The sequence below is a fragment of the Virgibacillus flavescens genome, assembly GCF_050574275.1.
GTDB lineage: Bacteria > Bacillota > Bacilli > Bacillales > Amphibacillaceae > Virgibacillus_F > Virgibacillus_F flavescens.
Genome location: NZ_CP192260.1, coordinates 1,844,286 through 1,863,482, shown reverse-complemented (window position 1 = coordinate 1,863,482; position 19,197 = coordinate 1,844,286). Strand labels below are relative to the sequence as shown.

Genomic DNA, 19,197 nt, shown 5'->3' with positions numbered 1-19,197 from the left:
TTTTGGATTAAGCAGTTGGAACCTTTAAGTTTTTCTTTTTCTTTACCGGTTTACCGTATATTTTTGTTGTTATTTTATTTGCGAAACTAAACAACAGCATGCCTATAAATGCTGACAATATAATGTATATTCCACCGAACACTTTTAACGTTCCAAAAGCTATGCTAGCGATAACCACTGAAAATTCTCCTCGGGCACAAATGGATAAACCTGCCCGGAGCGAAACCCGCTTCGATAGACCGTAGAGTTTCCCCCCAACTACTCCAACAGTAATTTTGGAAATAATCGACCATACTAATAGAACGGTTAGCAGAAGCGGCATAGGAATACCTGAACCTAAATCAATCGTAGTACCAAAATAAACGAAAAATGTTGGGAGCACTAGATTTTTAATGGGTGCTACGGCGCTCTCCACATAATCAATTTTACCAATTTCAGCAAGCATAACACCTGCTAAAAATGCACCTAGAACTTCTGATAACCCTAGAAGTAAAGCTAATCCACCAAATGCCAAAGCAATTCCCACCAGTAAGGCAAACTTAAAGTCTTCATCATCAATTCGCAGTAAAAACTTTTCGAAATGCTTAAACAAGGTTTTACTTAGAAAAATAGCAAGAACGCCTAATCCAATGATTTTACCTACTAATAAAAGCAAATCACTGCCAGTAAATGCATTCCCTGCACTTAACGCAATTAAAATTGCTACTACAATTGGTGCAACTAAATCTTCGAAGATTAATATTGCTAAAACGAACTCGGTCTCAGCGTTCGCCATTCGCCCTTTATCATCTAATAACTTTGCTGTGATGGAAGAACTGGTTGCGTATGTAATTCCACCAATCAGAAATGCACTAAACCAATCCAGACCGAATCCAAAAGCAATCACCGTAGAAACACCTAGGCTGAGTGCTACATCGAGCAATCCTGAACTCCAGATCTTTTTAGCAATTCCACCTAATCTTCTCGTACTAAATTCCAATCCCAAAAGGAAGAACATTAGCACGATAGCAACTTCACTGGAAAAGTGAAGAATCGGATTATGATGCAGCATACCTGCTAATACGATTCCAAATAAAATATATAAAATCACGCTCGGAAATTTTGTTTTTAATGCAATAAAACCTAAAAAGAAAATCCCCAGTAAAACAAGTCCGGCACCTAACAAAATAGGGAATTCATTAAACAAACTTATTCCTCTCCTTGGCACAGCTTGGATAGAGAAGAAATCTGATCTTCTTTACCAACAGACATCAACACATCTCCAGGCTTTAGCGTTGTATCTGTTTCAGGTATTGCAATAACTTCATCTCCATGAACGATCCCTATAATCGTAGCACCGGTCTTATTCCGCACATCGGATTCTTCTATCGTTTTATTAACAAGAGATGATTTTTCTTTTATCTTGATATAGTCCACTATGATTTGCCGTTTAAACATACGAATTTTTTCAATATCTGCTGGCTGGTAAGTGGTACCAAGTAGCTGCGCTGCCAAATCGCGCGTTTCTTCTGGAGTTAAATCCATCGCAAAGTCCGCTTCGTCACTATCTGCATCTTCAAAGAAATAAAGTTCTCTCTTTCCAGTATGATGAACGATAATAACCAGCATATTATCTTCAGATGTTTTCATGGATATTTTTTGACCTATCCCCGGAAGCTGTGAAATAGAAATATTCAATACGTTCACCCTCTTTTTAAAATCATAATATATTTAGAAAAATAAAAAGCTAGAGACTTAGTGGCTCTAGCTGCTTTACTTATTCTCCAAGATGTTCTTTAATTACTTCAGCCACACCAGCAAGCGCTTCTTCTTCGTCGCCGCCAGTAGCGATAACGTTGATTTCTGCTCCCTTTGGAACACCTAAGGACATAACGCCCATGATAGATTTAAGGTTAACTTTTTTTCCATTATAGGAAACCTCAACCTCTGATTCAAATTGGCCTGCTTTATTAACCAATAATGTAGCTGGACGTGCATGAACACCAGTATCTGCTGTAATTGTAAATGTTTGTTCTTTCACTTTATCTCATCCTTTCCATAATAAATAAATTCAATAGTTAAATTTACATCAATATGTAAACCCTAGACTACATACATTATATACAAATTCCACACCGAATGAAACAAAAAACCGTTAAGTAATTCCCCGGTACCAGGTACGACCCGAATTATGTCGATAAATAGTTGGTTTCAATAAATTGTTTTTCGCAAACTGTTGTGTTACGTTATTTTTGTAAAATAAATGTTTTAAACAGGAGGAACATGAATGAGTGTACATATAGGAGCAGAGAAAAATGAAGTTGCTGATAAAATATTATTACCAGGAGACCCATTAAGAGCTAAATACATTGCTGACACGTTTTTAGAAAATGTTTCACAATATAACGATGTTCGAGGAATGTATGGATATACCGGTACATACAAAGGTGAACGCATTTCCGTACAGGGAACAGGAATGGGCGTCCCATCTATTTCCATTTACGTTAACGAGTTAATTCAGAGCTATGATGTGCAAAAGCTGATTCGTGTTGGTACATGTGGAGCGATTCAAAAAGACGTTAAGGTACGTGACGTTATTCTTGCCCAAGGATCTACTACTGATTCGCAAATAAACCGCATGGTATTTAATGGTATCGACTATGCTCCGTTGGCTGATTTTGATCTATTAAAGAAAGCTTATGATGTCGGCATCGAAAAGGATATGAAGTTGCGTGTAGGTAATGTCTTTACTAGCGATACGTTTTATCGTGATAATGCAAAGGAAGTAAATGAATTGCTTGCAGCTTATAAAGTGTTAGCAATTGAAATGGAAACTTCAGCTTTATATACGCTTGCAGCAAAATACGATCGTCAGGCATTATCTGTTCTTACGGTTTCTGATCATATATTAACTGGTGAGGAAACATCTTCAGAAGAACGACAGTCTACATTTAACGAAATGATGATAGTAGCATTGGAAGCAGCAATTAAATAACTAACATCCCCTTCGGCAGATTATACAATCTGTCGTTTTTTATTGTTAACTGTTTTTATTTTAGGTTGACAATAACCCTCTCCCTGTTTATTATAATGTGGAAAGGTGGAAATAATGATGAATAATTTACGTACAGTTGATTTAACGTTTGGTGCAGTATTTGTTTGTTTGATGGCAATCGGCGCCAATATTACGGTCTGGTTTCCTATGTTGTCAGTTCCAATAGGAGGAGCAACAGTTCCAATCTCGTTACAAACATTTTTTGCAATACTTGCAGGATTAATGCTTGGCAAAAAACTAGGTGCTATTTCTATGATTACATATATTCTTGTTGGCGTTGCCGGAGTTCCTGTATTCGCTCGGATGAGCGCTGGTCCTATGGCACTGATAAGCCCAACAGGCGGCTTCATTCTTTCTTTTATCTTCATAGCATTTTTTGTTGGGTTGATTGCAGAAATCAGTAAAAAGCCATCTATTTTCATTTATACGATCGCCGCTTTAGTTGGACTGACAGCAAATTATACGATTGGTGTATCCTTTATGTACCTTGCCATGAACACTTGGCTGGGACTGGACATCTCGTATACGGTGGCCTGGGTTGGAATGATTCCTTTCATTATAAAAGATACCGCTCTCGCTTGTTTAGCTGCCTTTTTCATGGTAACACTTGCAAAACGAGTTCCAATGCGCTGGTCATCTGTCAATAGCCGTGCATAAATTAAACTAAAATTATCCCCCTTAGGATTATTCTGGAAGTTGCAGAATAATCCTATTTACTTTCGACCGAAAGGAAATCAATGATTTTTGCCCTTTGCTATGATAAAATTATCCTTATATTGATAAATAACACATATACTATCCATAATAGGTTTTAACACACCACTTAGAAAAACAGAAAGGATGGCTATCCATTCATGGACTTGTTTTTAAATTTCCCATTATGGGCCGCTCTCGCAGCAATAATATTTGCTCAAGTTGTAAAAATCCCCATCCACTATATCATCTCTAGAGAATTTAAAGCCGGACTAGCCTTTAGTACTGGAGGCATGCCCAGCAGTCATTCTGCAGCAGTAACCGCACTTTCTACTGGAGTAGGCATAGTTGACGGGGTTACCTCGACAACATTTGCTGTAGCTTGTGTATTCAGTATTATTATTATGTTTGACGCTTCTGGAGTTCGCAGACAGGCCGGAGAACAAGCGGTGATTTTAAATCAATTGACAAAGGACTTTAACCATTTTGTTGAAGGTGCAAAGGGCTGGAACAAAAAACCGGAACTTGAGAAACGGAAAGAGTTGAAGGAATTGCTTGGTCACCAGCCAATAGAAGTATTCTTCGGAGGATTATCAGGAATAGTAATAGCATTTTTACTATATTTATTGTATTAGAACAAAAGCATAAACATAAAAATTCGAACGAAGCGTTTTCGACTTCGTTCGAATTTTTTCAATAAGACACAATAATTATCACCACTGACGAGACGAGCAAATGCGACGGTAGATCCACTATGTTTAAATTTCTCGAAAACTTAAACGTCACTAAACAGCTAGTTCCGCTCTATTATTTTTCTCGAAAGACTTGCAGTGCTTCATTGTTATTTAGTTTCTTCAACTCGTCTTCAGTGATCGACCCATCGCCCATTTCAATAATATGAACTTTCACTTCTTTCTTGCCCCACTGCTCATAGACATCCTCAACAGTATGATAATAGAGATCAATCTTATGACCATTAATAGCACTGCCCTTATCAGCAACTACCCCGAATCCATAGTCAGGAATCCACATAATCGTACCGATAGGATAAACATTTAAATCTGCTGCTATGGTAGAGTATAAGTCCCTTTTTACTTTTACACCTGAAAATGTGACACCATACATTGGATCTTCAGGTGTTTTACCTGTAGATTCCACTCCAGCAGTATAGCCCGTTGCTAGTAAAGTAGTGCTTGGATACTGCTGAATATTCATCGCTTCAGCAATATCTTTTGGCCCCATTACTTGTTCACTGGAAATGTATCGTTCTGCTTGTTCCTCATAATTCAGCGTTTTTTCTTTTAAAGCAGTTTCTCGCATGTCAAAGAATCCTCCTTCAAGAGTAGAAAACTCAGCTGATTTTTGTTCTGCCCAAACGTGAACATCTTTAAATGTTACATTCGATATAGACGAAATTGTTGCATAGAATGCTCCAAAAAATAATAAAACCATTGCACTTCTACGTAAAAAATTCTCGATTTTCATTGATAACACCTCGCTGGTAGAATAAATTTAATTTTTCTACAGATTTATTAATTCGAAAAACACTACCTACCTGGACAGTGTTACCAATAAATTAAATATTATACGCCAAAGTGAACACAAATTTTTGACACTTTCGAATTCACTTAATTTACATACAATACAAAAAAATCCCCGGTCAATAAGAAAAACCTCACAATCATATGTGAGGTTCGGTATTTCATCTATAGTTTTAAAGTTTTGCAGTAAACGTTTTATCTGCATGTATCGAAATATGTTTAAATGATTTAACATCAAACAACCCTAAATCAGTAAGCTTTATTTCCGGAATCACTGGCAATGCCATAAACGATAACGTAATGAAAGGATTGAAGTTTCCTGAAAAGCCTATTATCCCTAGCGCTTCATTTAACTTTTTTAACCCACCATAAACCGTGAGGAAATCCTGATTTGAAATTAAACCAGAAATCGATAACGATAATGAGGCAATTATTTTGCCCTGATCGACTACAACTACTCCTCCGTTTATTTTCTTAATGCACTTTATTGCAGTTAGTAAATCTTTATCATTTGTTCCTGCAGCAACAATATTATGCGAATCGTGGGCGATGGTAGTCGCTATAGCTCCTGATTGCAGGCCTAATCCTTTTAAAATACCAAGTCCGATATTTCCTTTGTGGTTATGCCTTTCAATCACAGTCATCTTTAATAGGTCATTTTCAATTGAGGGCTGAAAATATCCATTACTAGACGCAACAGGCAGGATCTCATGATTTGTGACAATGCTGTTCGGATTGATTGAAATAACATTTGCCAGTTGACCGCTACTCATCTTAATATTCAAGTCATCTGGTGTTACGTCTTGCATTTGAACGCTATTTTCCAATCTCTCTCCTGGTTGTACATTATTTTTACTTACCGAAATGCACTTATCATCTTTTGCAACAGCGATTCCATTTACAAACGTTTCTGATACACGTAAATCCTCCAGGTTGTCAATAAACAAAAAGTCAGCATCGTAACCGGGCGCAATAGCACCTTTGTTTTTTAAACCAAAACATTCTGCAGCGTTTATTGTAGCCATCTGAATAGAGGTGATCGGGTCTATACCATGCTGTATGGTAACTCGTACGTTATGGTCGATACTTCCTTCATTCATAAGGTCATCCAGATGTTTGTCATCTGTTACGAATAAACAGCGACGGGCATTCTTTTCATTGACAGCGTATAAAAGAGCTTTTAAATCTCTCGAGGCAGACCCTTCACGAAGCATGAGGTACATACCTCGTTCTAAACGATCAGTAGCTTCCTCAGCTGTTGTACATTCATGATCACTTCGGATACCAGCTGCCCGATAAACGTTTATTCCATTCTGATCAATGCCAGCTGCATGACCGTCAATGACTTTATGCTGGTTTGTTGCATCCAATATCTTATCCATCATTTCATCATCGCCATTGTAAACCGCTGGAAAGTCCATAACTTCACCGAGACTGACCACTCGTTCATGATTATATAAAGGAAATAAATCTTCAGCATTAAGCGTTGCTCCACTATTTTCGAATGGAGTTGCTGGAACACAAGATGGAAGTGCAAAGTAAACATGGAGCGGAATATTTTCGGATCCATCCATCATAAACTTAATTCCTTCGATACCACTGACATTAGCAATTTCGTGTGGATCCGCGACAACAGAAGTTACCCCGTGCGGAAGGACAACATTTGCAAATTCAGCAGGTGTAACCATTGCTGATTCAATATGCACGTGGCCGTCTATGAAACCTGGCGCTATATATTTCCCTTCTGCATCAATGATCGTTTCACCTTCGTATTGTCCTATACCGGCAAAAACACCATCCGCAATAGCTATATCTGCTTCCATTATTTTATGATTAAATACATCTACAATCTTCCCGTTTTTAATGACAGTATCGGCAGGTATTTTTTTAGCTGCAACTGCGATTCTTTTTTTAAGTGAAATTTTACTTTTGTCCATCATTGTAATCTCCTTTAAAGCAACAGACACACATCTTTGCTATTTCTTTAGTGACCGCCTAAAATAAAGTGGATTATGAAAGCAGCACTGATAAAATACACAATCCAGTGAATTTCTTTAAACCTTCCTGTCATCATTTTTAATGCAGTATACGAAATGAAACCAAACGCTAGACCAGTAGCAATACTGTAAGTCAGAGGCATCATAAAGATTGTTAGAAAGACTGGAATTACATTAGTATAATCGTCGAACTTGATGTTTGCAATTTCTGTTAGCATAAGCGCTCCTACAATAACTAAAATTGGAGCAGTGGCAACACTTGGGATAAAAGCAACCAGAGGTGCAAAAAACAGTGAGATTAAAAAGAAAAACGCGACGGTTAACGATGTTAAACCGGTTTTTCCACCCTCAGAAATACCAGTAGCATTTTCTACATAAGCGTTAAGCGCTGTACTTCCGAAGGCAGCACTCGCCATTGTACCAACAGAGTCTGCCTGCAGCGCTTTATCAAGGTCCTGGATATTTCCATTTTCATCAGTTAATCCTGCTTTCTTAGTCAAGCCAATCAACGTCGCAAGGTTATCGAATAGTTCAACAATCGTAAAAGAGAAAATGACAGCTATAACGCCATAACCAATGGCACCCATTATATCCATTTGAAAGAATGTTTCAGACATACTGGGAAGATTTGTAGAGAATATATCCTTAATACCTCCAGGTATAGCAGCAACTCCGCTAATCATAGCAATAATTGTTGTGATACCAATTGTTAGTAAGAGACCACCTTTTATCTTCTTTGCCATAAAAAATCCTGCAATTAAAATACCGATTAATGCAATAAGCGGACCTGCTTTTGTCACATCTCCAAGTCCAACAACTGTAGCATCATTGGCAACAACGATACCTGCATTCTGAAAACCAATTAATGCAATAAATAATCCAATTCCAACACCAATAGCTGACTTTAGTGGAACTGGAACACCTTTAACGATCTTTGACCGAATTCCGGTAACAGTTAATATAAAGAATACAAGACCTGAAATGAATACTGCACCAAGTGCTGTCTGCCAGGATAGCCCTTCACCAATTACGACTGTATACGTAAAGAATGCATTTAAACCCATACCGGGAGCAATTGCTACTGGATAATTTACCCATAAAGCAAATAATAAGGTACAAAATACACTTGCATAGATGGTTGCTGCAAATGCAGCTTCATGTGGAATGCCGGCATCAGATAATATCATTGGGTTTACGATGATAATATAACTCATTGCTAAAAATGAGGTTAAGCCTGCAATCAGTTCTGTTTTTGTATTTGTTCCTCGCTCCGTCATTTTGAAATATCTGTCTAAAAAACCCCCGCCCCCAGGTTTCAACCCATTGCTCTTTACAACTTCTTCCGTCTGTTTTGACATTTAACCAATCCCCCTTTGATGAAAAGCGTTACATCTGTTTTCAATCCCCCCTCTCTTAACAGCAATATATAAATGAATGACTATCAAAATAAGTAAGTGCTCCCTGAAATAGTTGATTAATCCCGAAATAGATAGTGTCATTGTCACACATTCTATAAAATGCAACTTAGAATACCTCATCGAAAAAAACTGCGATGTTACAGCAACGAGATTTCCGCTGCCGAGGAGCCTATTCGTGCTGTCGCACGTGCCCACTGAAAAAGTTGTGCGTGGTACGAAATAGGTGGATCTATTTTCGCATCTTCGAATATACTTCGCTTTCCGTGGGCACGGCTTCAGCCTCCTCGGATAAGCAAAAATCGCTTTCCTGCGGGATCTTCAGCTCGCGCTGTTCCCACAGGAGTCTTCGTATATTCGAAGATGCTAAGGTAAAGTGAGAAATTAAATTTTAAATCTCTGCCCTTTTTTCAGTGGTCATTTATCACACTCCAGGATCTCACCTAAGCCTCAAGTCCCGAGAGGAGTCGACTGCCATCAGCTCTCAACTATAGACAAAGTATGGATATCTGTATTTATTAACTTCCACCTGATAGCACGTCTATTTCAGCATGCATTAGAAAGAAACAACAAACACGTAAATATAGCTTTACCAGTCCCGGTGAGCGGAGGGCGGTGACTCCTGCGGGAACAGCACGAGTCTGAAGGCCCCGCAAGAAAGCATTTAAAGAGGAGTGCCAACTAAAATCGTCCTTTGCGGACAACGTTGGCATACCCCTTGTCGGGGCAAGGAGACTGAAGCCGTGCCCACGGAAAGCATCCACCCGCAGCGATCCTGGACGGCAGCTTTAGAACATTTCTATGAGCGCAGGTTGAGTGAATTTATATAACAAAAATACCGCAGTGCACTCGGTCAACGATTAGAGTGGTAACTGCGGCTCAATGTTCTTCCGATTAACAGAAAATATATGATACCGTTTTATAATAAGGAAAGAAAGCGCTTAAACACTTTTCATTCCTAGTCAATTGGATTATGGTACAACTAGTCTATTCGCACCTTAATCATTTCATTACAATTCTTTATTATTTTCATATCTCTTTATCTTCAGTGCACCAAATTCACTGTTTCCACCTCATGAATCGGTTCAATGAAAACATCCATAATACCACCACAAATCCCGCCATCTTCATAAAATAAACCTTCTGTTAAATCCACTTGATGCTGAACAGCGATTCCGCTTCGAATGACAGAAAAGGATTTTTCAATAACTTCTGCTTCTCCGCATCCCCCGCCAATTGTTCCGAAAATATCACCATTAGCATAAATAATCATTTTTGCACCAGTTCCACGAGGAGTTGAGCCTTTCGTTCTTATTATGGTAGCGACTGCTCCTCTTTCACCTCTCCGTCGAAGAGACATAACTTGCTTATAAAAGTCTATGTTGTTCATTTTTTTCGCTCCCGGAATATTAATTTTGAATAACTTGAAATCCCTTCTCTTAGGGAGTTTCCACTGGATACATTCTTGACTTTTAGTATTTCCGCGAAAATACTAATTGCTATTTCAGCTGGTGTTTGCGCACCAATATCTAATCCAACCGGAGAATAAATGTTAGTAAAATTATGATCGGTAAATTCACCTTTCAATTGTTCAAATACGCCAGATATTCGCCGTCTGCTGCCAATCATACCAATATATGTACTTCGATTTTCTATAGTCATGGCAGCTTCTCGTTTCAAAAGTTCCTGTAAGCTGACGACATCATATTTATGGCCACGTGTTAACAGAAGAATATAAGTTTGTGAAGAAATTGGAACGTTTTTAAAAAAATCCGTATAGGACATACACACTGCTTCATCCACAAATGGAAATCTGCTGGAGTTTGCGAACTCCATGCGGTCATCGATAACAGTGACATAAAAGCCGAGCATTTTTCCGATCTCAGCAACAGGTTCTGATACGTGCCCTGCACCAGCTACAATGAGATGCAAAGGGATCGGAAATATTTCCACATAACATTCTATTCGATTTTCAGCATACGGAATTTCGATAGTTTTAGTTTTTCCTTCTGTTAGTAATGGGAGGCAGTATTCTTCTAAAATCAAATATACGTCTGGTGGTAATTTATTTTCATCAGAACTTATTCCGTTCTCCTGCAAAATGAGTTTCGTTCCTGCCGTTAGGATTTCAGTATTGTTCGTGATAGTGATCAGTGCTACCTTCTCATGATCACCGACTAGTTCAGCAAGCTCATTATACAATTGAAGACTCATCACTAGAGCTCACCTCGGAAGTTTTGAGAGATTGCATTGCTCGATAAACACGTTCCGGTGTTGCAGGAAGGTGTTTGATTCTTACACCAACAGCATCATATATGGCTGACATTATTGCTGGAATAATTGGTATCATTACCACCTCGGCAATTCCCTTTGCACCAAATGGTCCTGATTCTTCCATAGACTCAACAGGAATCGTTTCAATAACTGGTGTTTCCCGTATTGTCGGTATAATATAGTCGGTAAAGTTTTTCGTTTTATGAAAGCCTGCTTCTATTAATACATCCTCGTATAAGGTATAACCTATCCCCATGACAGCGCCACCTTCGCTCTGTCCTTCGAGTCCTTGAGGATTTAAAACTTTCCCTACGTCCGGAATTGCAACAACATGAAGTACATCTGTTTCACCTGTTAATGTATCCACTTCAACCATCACCACGTGCGTCATGTAACCATAAAGATGGTGAGGTGCTCCGCCGGATCCTTTCAGTTCTTTCTTTTCCTTTGGTAAATAAAAGTGACCCTCTACACGTGTTGATCGACGCTTGTGATAGAGCATCTCATAAATTTGCTTGTAGGTTACAAACTGATCATTATCACCTGCGACATTCAGTTTGTTGTCGGCAAGCACAACATTACTTTGTGGAACCTCCAAGATTTCAGCTGCGGCTTCTGTTAATAAGTTGACCATGTTTGGTGCAGCTGTTGCAATAGCGCGACCACCCGTGTACGTTGACCTGGATGCTGAGATCGTACCGCTATCCAGCGTTTCCTTCGTATCTCCCTGCAACACAATAATATTGTTGACGTCACATTTCAGACACTCTGCTGCTACCTGCGCGTAAACCGTGCCGTTTCCTGTTCCTATTTCCTCAATCGCCATTCCTACTTTAAACTTACCGTCTTCAAGCAGTTCAATCGATGCTGCCCCATAATCAGGTGTACCAATTCCCATTCCAACTCCATGAAAGGAGGTTGCAGCAGCTATACCGCGCTTCTTCCATGGCTCACTCGCTTGTGTTTTATATAAGTCGCGATTTCTCCATAGGTCACATTCTTCTGCTTTCTCAAGCGTTTCAATCGTTCCAACGCTTGACTTCACCACATGACCTAAGCTTGATTTTTCACCCTGGCGATATGCATTTTTCTTTCTGATTTCCATTGGATCAAGCCCAGTTTTGCGAGCCAGCATATCAATATGCGTTTCGATCCCTACACACACCTGGTTTACACCAAATCCACGAAAAGCACCAGATATTCCGTTATTGGTATACACACAATAACCTTCCATATCAACATTCGGAATTTTATATGGACCAGATGCATGTTCAATCGCCAGCGCAATCACAGCACCGCCAAGCGACGCATAGGCGCCAGTATCTGCGACTGCCCGAACTTGGTTAGCAACGAGTGTACCATCTTTTTTCGCTCCTGTTTTCACAGTCACTTTGAACGGATGGCGCTTTATTCCGGCAACAACCGATTCTTCACGGCTTAAATGAATTTTCACAGGTCTGCCGCCGGTGTTGAGCGCAAGTAAAGCCAAATAAATTTGGACAGTTATTTCATCCTTACCGCCAAATCCACCACCGTTCGGGCTTGAGTACACATGAATTCTTTCAGGATTCAACGCAAGTGCTCTTGCCAGCTGCAGTTTATCGCGATGCCCGTATTGAGCGGGACACTGAATCGTCAATGAACCATCTGCTTCTATCATCCCCCAGCCACCTTCCGTTTCAATGAAAGCATGCATTTGTCGTGGAGAATAATAGGTGTTTTCAAAAATATAATCTGCTTCATCAAATCCTTTATCAATATCGCCATTTTCTATCGTCACATAGCTGTGAATATTTCCACTTGGATGAAGCTGTGGTGCCCCATGTTTCATGGCATTTTCTGCATCCGTAACAGTCTCTAAAGGTTCATATTCCACTTCAATTAATGCAAGTGCTTCTTCGCATGCTTCCAACGTCTCTGCCGCAACAAGTGCAACCGCATCTGCTGTACATCGGACAATATCTTCACACAGGACTGGCTGGTCCGGTGTAACAATTCCAAAACCATTAAAACCAGGAATATCTTTGTACGTTAAAACACAAACGACGTCTGGGTGTGCCTCTGCCTTTGTAGTTTTGATTCCTCTAATTTTTGCGTGGGGATATTCTGACCTGAGAACTCTGCCCCAAACCATATTCGGATAGTGATAGTCTGTCTTATATTTCTGTTCACCGGTCACTTTCTCTGGACCATCGATTCTTTTCACAGATTTCCCAACCCACTTATGACTCTGGACGGCTTCTGCTTGTTTTCTCATCTTGCTTCCCACCTTTTCATCAAGCGGTATAGCCCTCGTTCTAATAAGGAGCTTGCCATACTGCGGCGATAATCCGCACTGGCTCTCACATCCGAAATCGGCATAACTTCTTTCCAGGCTGCACCAGCAATATCCTGTATCATTACTTCATCCAATGGTCCAAGAGCAAGCATTTTTTCACACTTTCGGGATCGAATGATTGTCGGTGCGACAGAACCAAACGCGATCCGTCCCGACAAACATTCTCGTGGTTTATTTCCCATTTTTAATGAAATCGCGACATTAACAATTGAAATTGATTGCGCTTTTCGTGGTCCCAGCTTTTCAAATGTCCCAATCTCGTTAGCTGATTGTGGACGAATGACGATAGCAGTAATCAATTCATCGCTTGTTTGTATCGTTCTGCCTGGCCCAATGAAAAATTCATGAATTGGAACCACACGATTTCCCTCAAGTGAACTAAGTTCGATTTGTGCATCAAGGACAAATAACGCAGGGATTGTATCTCCCGCTGGCGAAGCAGTACCTACATTTCCACCAAGGGTTCCCATGTTTTGCATTTGAACTGCCCCAACCTCCTTAGCGGCAGCTACTAATACGTCAGCCTTTGCATTAAGAAGCTCAGACCTAATAATATCTGTGTGTGTTGTTAATGGTCCGATATGAATTCCATCATTCTTTTCGCAAATATAGCGTAAGGAAGCAATGCGTTTTAAGTTAATCCACGTGTCAGGACGCCATACATGGTCCTTCATACGCACAACAGCATCCGTACCTCCAGCAATCAAACGGAACGTCCTATCCAGCTTACTTAGTAATTGCAAGCAATCTTCGATAGATTCAGGTGAAATCATATCAATTTCAGAAATTCTCATGTCATCCCCCCTTTATAATCACTTGGATTGTTAAAGTTTAATAGAATAGCAGAATCATTTACTGGTAGGTACGCTACTATATTGTGATGGTTTTGGATAATGTCCCTCATTCCTTTTGTTTCTTCTTTCACAGTTAGCAGATCTTTGCGTATATCTTTGTGGAACAAAATAGGATGCCCGCTTTTGCCTTGATAGACTGGAATTACCGCTGCAGGCTGGTATGATGTAAGATGAAGGATTAGATACTTAAGTGTTTGGCATGGTACAGGCTGATCAACTGCAGTAACGACAATACCTTCCGTGTCATGCGAGATACTTTCTGCACCTTTACAGATTGAGGAGCTTTTACCTTGTTCGTACTGTTCGTTTACGATCGTTTTAACAGCAAATTTTGAAATCACACGTTTTATTTGATCAGATTGATAGCCAAGCACGACAATAATTTCATCGATTCCAGCTTGTTGCAGTTGTTCAATCTGGTAGTTAATCAGTGGTATTCCCTCCCAGGGAAGCAACGCCTTTAATTTTCCCATCCGGCTGGAGAAACCTGCCGCCAGTAAAATTGCTGAAATTCTATTACTGGTCAAGTGCTTGCTTCTTCCGCTGACAATTGTCTTTCTGCAGCTGTTTGTACAGCCTTAATAATTTTCGTGTAACCAGTGCACCTGCACAGGTTTCCTCCAAGTGCGGTTTTGATCTCACTGACAGTTGGAACTTCATGAATATTATTCAAAAATGATCGGGCATTTACAATAAATCCAGGCGTACAATATCCACATTGTGTTGCACCTTCGTCTGAGAACGTCTGCTGTATAACATCCATATGCTCTGTTGTACCAACTCCTTCAACTGTGGTTATCGTTTCTTTATTCATCTGACCGATCAGAACAAGACATGAGCAAACAGATACGCCATCCATTAATACTGTGCATGAACCACATTCACCTTTCCCGCAACATTCCTTACTCCCAGTTAAATCAAAATCATCCCGCAGAACGTCAAGCAGCGTTTTAGTTTGCGCACAAGTAACTGATTTTTCTTGTCCGTTTACTTGTAATTGAAAGGTTTTCATATAGCCATCTTCTTTCCGTTAAATTTTCACAATCGAAGGTACTCGTTTTAACAGTCTTGCGATGGATTTATTTGCTTCGCGGAGTACAATATTTTTGTCTATCGTTTTAACCGCTTTATTTTCCATAACTATCTCACCGTTGATAATAGTTGTATCCACGTCAGCACGCGTAGCGGAATATACAATTCTGGATATAGGATCAAGGTCATACGAAGGATATGTATGAAAATTAACCAGGTCAACTATCACTAAATCTGCCTTTTTGCCAACTTCAATACTTCCGATCTCGTGATCTAGCCCAACTGCTTTTGCCCCACCTATTGTAGCCATCCGAAAAACAGTTCTTGCATCCATAGAAGTAGGTCCGTGTTTGGGTTTTTGAATTAATGAAGCCAATCTCATTTCATTAAACATATCCAGATTATTGTTACATGGTGCTCCGTCAGCACCTAAACTGATATTTGCATCAAGAATCAGTAACTCCGGCACATCCGCAATCCCTGATGCCAATTTTAAGTTGGAGCCTGGGCAGTGACTCATTTTTATCCCGCGCTCTTTAATAATGCGTTTCTCCTCACTATCAAGCCAAACACAATGCGCTAATATGAGGTTTTCGTTCGCAAGACCAATATGATCAAGATATACTACATTTCGCATACCTTTCTGCTGCTCAACAATTTCTATTTCTCCGCGATTTTCTGATGCGTGCGTGTGCACCTTTACCTGGTAATGTTTAGATAAATCCCGCACTTCCAGCAACAGCTCTTCGGTACACGAAACAACAAATCGCGGACAAAACGCATACTGCAGTCTGCCATTGTCAAACTGATGCCACTTTTCAAGAAGTTCGACGCTCTTTTTGATGGACTTTGTTGTATCTTCTTTTAACAATTCAGGCATATCACTTCCAGCATCCATCATAACTTTCCCTGCCAGGCAGCGCATCCCGCTTTCAGCCATTGCTTGAAAAGCTGAATCCGTATGATTGACTGTTTCCATATCAACAATCGTCGTAGTGCCGCTTTGAATCAGTTCCCCAAGACCGAGCATCGCAGAATAATAACTTGATTCTTCGTCATGAGCAGCTTCAAGCGGCCAAATCTTTTTCTGCAGCCAATCCATTAATTCCAAATCATCTGCCTGACCTCGAAACAATGTTTGGCAAAGGTGTAAATGTGTTTGGATAAAACCAGGTATCACCGTTTTATTTTTTGCATCAATTACTTTGTCGGCAGCAAACCCTAAATCCCTGCCAATCTCTTTAATTCTGTCATTTTCTATCAATAAATCCCCATATATAATTTCTTCCTTTGCATTCATCGTAATGATCTGAGCATTCTTAATTAATGTGGTGGCCAATCCAATCCCCCCTTACTTTTTAAGACAACGCAGTAAAATTAATGGCTAAATTTTTATAGAAATCGATTGAACGTAAATATGCATGAACGTCTACGTACTCATTTGGCTGATGGGCAAGCTTCTCGTCTCCCGGTCCATAAATCAATGTTGGAATTTTACTTTCTGGATTTAATACAGCTCCATCCGTGTAATAGGAAACACCGTATGTAGACTCCTGTTCTTTAAGATCTAGGGCTGTCGTGATAATGGAACTTGATTTATCGGTTAAAATTGATGGGCGGTTCAATAGCATTTTCACTTGAAACGCAGGAGATTGATCGTTTGAAAATATTTCGCTCAGTCTATGTTTTATTTTTTCAAGTAATTGTTCGTGTGATTGTGGTGGAATTGATCTAATATCAACATGTAAACTGCAGCGGTCCGGAATTACGTTCGTTTGTACCCCGCCGTTTATTTTCGTCACAGCTAGACTGCTTGCACCAAGTGGGCTCGCAGCAATTTTCCATTCAGACTTTAACGTCTCTATCATTTCCAGAACCAGTTTCATCCACTCCACTGCGTTAATTCCATTCGCAGGCATGGATCCGTGTGCTGTTTTTCCGATAGTTACGATTTCAAGCCACAATGCACCCTTATGGCCAACCACAACTTTTTCATTTGTCGGCTCGCCGATAACAATTGCCTTCACGTTATCCAAACCTTGATTCTGTAAATAATGAAGAGCGCCACAGCTGTCTACCTCTTCACCAGCAGTAGCCAGGAATTTGATATTCATAGGCAACCGCTTCTTTTCCTTAAACAATGATTCAACAGCAAGGAACATTGCACAAAGACCGCTTTTCATGTCAGATGCACCGCGACCATAAAGCTTATTGCCATCCAGTTTACCTGAATGCGGGGCATACAACCACGGCTGTTCTCCTGGCAAAACCGTATCCATATGACCACAAAATAGTAAGGTTTCATCGCCTTCACCTGGTAACTCGATCTCAAAATTGCTTCTATTGTCAGCTATCCTAGATACTCGATATGGGATCCCTGACGATTCACATCGTTCAGCAAATAGATTCGCAATTGTATGTTCATTACCTGGTGGATTGGAACTATCATGGCGGATCACATTCTGCAGAAATGGAACAGCATCCATTTAGTTCGCCTCCAGGATCTGCATTTTCAACTGAGTCACTTTCCATCCATTAACAGGCGCCATGTCCTGCGAGCAGGTGGAGCACGCGATAACTACTTCTTCTAATGCACGTAACCTGACATAATCACCAGGTTTAGATAACGGTTCATTAATCTCGTAATCTCCTGCTTCATTTAAGACATTATTCATAAACCAGTTGATTGGATCTGGCACTGGTTCGTTGCCCAATCCATGCAATTCCAATGCTTTCTTAAGATTGTCATGGCAGTTTGGATGATCCTCTGAATCATAATCTACTTTATAACGATAATAGTCACATGCAGGAAAAAAGAAATCATGCTTGCCAACCGTATCTTCCATAAACCTCATAATGGGGCGACGCCTATTGCTGAACAGTGAATCGCCAGCTTTTAATCGAATACTGCTGAGTGAAGCTCTCATATGAACAGGTGAAACGAACTCTTTCGGATCATGCCGGTTAAAACAAACAAAATCCCCTACCTGTTTTCCATCCACATCGATGATAACCAGCTCTTCACCAGGCATCAAAACAGCACTTCTTCCTTCATATGGCGGTATGATTATTTCCTTTTTAATCTTAGGTTGTACATTGACCATTTCACATACTCCTTTCGATCACTACGAAAATCGTGCGGTGGTGGGGGGATTTCGCGCAGTAGTTGTTTGGATTCGCGCAGTGACCGGTGGATATCGCGCAACCTGCTTTTGAATTCGCGCACCGACCAGTGGATATCGCGCATCCACCCCTGAATTTCGCGCGCTGACGCGTGGTGCGCGACTTCTCCCAAACACTGCACGATCTCAACGCCTATCACCCACCACTAATCCAAAAACACTGCCACAGCCCGAATTGGTGATCCGGTACCTTTTCTTATTTTCAGGGGCAGGCCAAAATAGAGAAATCGTTTTCCTGCTACTTCATTCAAATTGGCCAGGTTTTCTGTGTTCGATATCCCGTACTCTCGGCAAACCAGATGACCTGAAAATTTTGGATCCATGGGGTTATCGATTGCGGGTGCATCGATACCGATATTCACCACGCCTTTTTCAGCTAGCCATGCAGCACCTTCGTAATCAAGTCCGGTGTAGTGTGTCAACCATTCATCTGTTCCATATTTTCGATTATAATGCCCGGTGTAGAGCAGAACGATATCACCTTTATCGAGCACTTGCTGTGACTTTTTCAATGCTGCCTCCAGTTCTGCTGCCGTGATGTAAGCGTCTGGAGACACATGAGATAAATCCAGACATACCGCAGGACCATAGAAATAGTCCAAAGGCATTTCATCGATGTATTTTCCGTTTGGATCGTATTCATAAGTCGCATCTGTATGCGTCGGTCCATGTTCATTTATTAATAGATTATTAGTTGCAAACTCGAACCCCACTTTTTCTTTGCTTTCCTCGTGCGTAACATTTGGGAAAATTAGTGTAGGCTGATGCAGCGGAAAAACCGGCATACCTTGATAAATCTCTTGTGAAAGATCGACTAATTTTACTGCCATGCGCGCT

The 19,197-nt window shown here is 40.2% G+C and carries 19 protein-coding genes; 3 read left to right on the top strand and 16 right to left on the bottom strand.

The window, feature by feature from the left end:
- Window positions 1-7: 7 nt before the first annotated feature.
- The 3 genes from VBD025_RS08860 to VBD025_RS08850 form a co-directional block, all read right to left on the bottom strand.
- The gene (locus tag VBD025_RS08860) at window positions 8-1,186 is read right to left on the bottom strand and encodes a cation:proton antiporter (RefSeq protein WP_430784595.1); all 1,179 of its coding nucleotides are present in this window, start codon (window positions 1,184-1,186) and stop codon (window positions 8-10) included.
- 2 nt (window positions 1,187-1,188) lie between these two features.
- Window positions 1,189-1,686, bottom strand: coding sequence for a cation:proton antiporter regulatory subunit (locus VBD025_RS08855; protein ID WP_430784593.1), 498 nt, complete (start codon window positions 1,684-1,686; stop codon window positions 1,189-1,191).
- Window positions 1,687-1,756: 70 nt separating this feature from the next.
- A complete protein-coding gene (locus VBD025_RS08850; protein WP_430784591.1) occupies window positions 1,757-2,020 on the bottom strand; it encodes a phosphocarrier protein HPr in 264 nt (87 codons plus the stop codon).
- 246 nt (window positions 2,021-2,266) lie between these two features.
- Between VBD025_RS08850 and deoD the strand changes: the two genes are divergently transcribed.
- From deoD to VBD025_RS08835, 3 genes are all read left to right on the top strand, one after another.
- Entirely contained in the window at window positions 2,267-2,974 is a 708-nt protein-coding gene (gene deoD / locus VBD025_RS08845) for a purine-nucleoside phosphorylase (protein WP_430784589.1), read from the top strand.
- Between the two features lie 114 nt (window positions 2,975-3,088).
- Entirely contained in the window at window positions 3,089-3,691 is a 603-nt protein-coding gene (locus VBD025_RS08840; RefSeq protein WP_430784587.1) for a biotin transporter BioY, read from the top strand.
- A gap of 197 nt (window positions 3,692-3,888) precedes the next feature.
- Entirely contained in the window at window positions 3,889-4,362 is a 474-nt protein-coding gene (locus tag VBD025_RS08835) for a divergent PAP2 family protein (protein WP_430784585.1), read from the top strand.
- A gap of 172 nt (window positions 4,363-4,534) precedes the next feature.
- On the opposite strand, the gene VBD025_RS08830 is transcribed toward VBD025_RS08835, so the two are convergent.
- The 13 genes from VBD025_RS08830 to VBD025_RS08770 form a co-directional block, all read right to left on the bottom strand.
- A complete protein-coding gene (locus VBD025_RS08830) occupies window positions 4,535-5,212 on the bottom strand; it encodes a 3D domain-containing protein (protein ID WP_430784583.1) in 678 nt (225 codons plus the stop codon).
- A 229-nt stretch (window positions 5,213-5,441) separates the two neighbouring features.
- Window positions 5,442-7,205 carry an adenine deaminase gene (gene ade, locus VBD025_RS08825; protein WP_430784581.1) on the bottom strand — a complete coding sequence of 588 codons (1,764 nt, stop codon included), beginning with the start codon at window positions 7,203-7,205 and terminating at the stop codon, window positions 5,442-5,444.
- Window positions 7,206-7,252: 47 nt separating this feature from the next.
- Complete coding sequence (locus VBD025_RS08820; RefSeq protein ID WP_430784579.1) at window positions 7,253-8,623, bottom strand: NCS2 family permease; 1,371 nt, start codon at window positions 8,621-8,623, stop codon at window positions 7,253-7,255.
- Between the two features lie 1,102 nt (window positions 8,624-9,725).
- The gene (locus VBD025_RS08815; RefSeq protein WP_430784577.1) at window positions 9,726-10,070 is read right to left on the bottom strand and encodes an XdhC family protein; all 345 of its coding nucleotides are present in this window, start codon (window positions 10,068-10,070) and stop codon (window positions 9,726-9,728) included.
- Window positions 10,067-10,894, bottom strand: coding sequence for an XdhC family protein (locus tag VBD025_RS08810; protein ID WP_430784575.1), 828 nt, complete (start codon window positions 10,892-10,894; stop codon window positions 10,067-10,069). Before VBD025_RS08810 ends, VBD025_RS08815 begins: the two co-directional genes overlap by 4 nt.
- A complete protein-coding gene (locus VBD025_RS08805) occupies window positions 10,875-13,211 on the bottom strand; it encodes a xanthine dehydrogenase family protein molybdopterin-binding subunit (RefSeq protein ID WP_430784573.1) in 2,337 nt (778 codons plus the stop codon). Before VBD025_RS08805 ends, VBD025_RS08810 begins: the two co-directional genes overlap by 20 nt.
- On the bottom strand, window positions 13,208-14,086 hold the full coding sequence (locus VBD025_RS08800; protein WP_430784571.1) for an FAD binding domain-containing protein: 879 nt from the start codon (window positions 14,084-14,086) through the stop codon (window positions 13,208-13,210). The genes VBD025_RS08805 and VBD025_RS08800 overlap by 4 nt, the downstream gene beginning before the upstream one ends.
- On the bottom strand, window positions 14,083-14,673 hold the full coding sequence (locus VBD025_RS08795) for a nucleotidyltransferase family protein (protein ID WP_430784569.1): 591 nt from the start codon (window positions 14,671-14,673) through the stop codon (window positions 14,083-14,085). Before VBD025_RS08795 ends, VBD025_RS08800 begins: the two co-directional genes overlap by 4 nt.
- Complete coding sequence (locus tag VBD025_RS08790; RefSeq protein WP_430784567.1) at window positions 14,670-15,158, bottom strand: (2Fe-2S)-binding protein; 489 nt, start codon at window positions 15,156-15,158, stop codon at window positions 14,670-14,672. Before VBD025_RS08790 ends, VBD025_RS08795 begins: the two co-directional genes overlap by 4 nt.
- A gap of 18 nt (window positions 15,159-15,176) precedes the next feature.
- Window positions 15,177-16,517, bottom strand: coding sequence for a 5'-deoxyadenosine deaminase (locus VBD025_RS08785; protein ID WP_430784565.1), 1,341 nt, complete (start codon window positions 16,515-16,517; stop codon window positions 15,177-15,179).
- Window positions 16,518-16,536: 19 nt separating this feature from the next.
- Window positions 16,537-17,664 (bottom strand): M20 family metallopeptidase, encoded by a 1,128-nt coding sequence (locus tag VBD025_RS08780; RefSeq protein ID WP_430784563.1) that lies wholly within the window; start codon window positions 17,662-17,664, stop codon window positions 16,537-16,539.
- Window positions 17,665-18,282, bottom strand: coding sequence for a DUF1989 domain-containing protein (locus tag VBD025_RS08775; RefSeq protein ID WP_430784561.1), 618 nt, complete (start codon window positions 18,280-18,282; stop codon window positions 17,665-17,667).
- Window positions 18,283-18,506: 224 nt separating this feature from the next.
- A complete protein-coding gene (locus tag VBD025_RS08770; RefSeq protein WP_430784559.1) occupies window positions 18,507-19,190 on the bottom strand; it encodes a cyclase family protein in 684 nt (227 codons plus the stop codon).
- Window positions 19,191-19,197 lie beyond the last annotated feature (7 nt).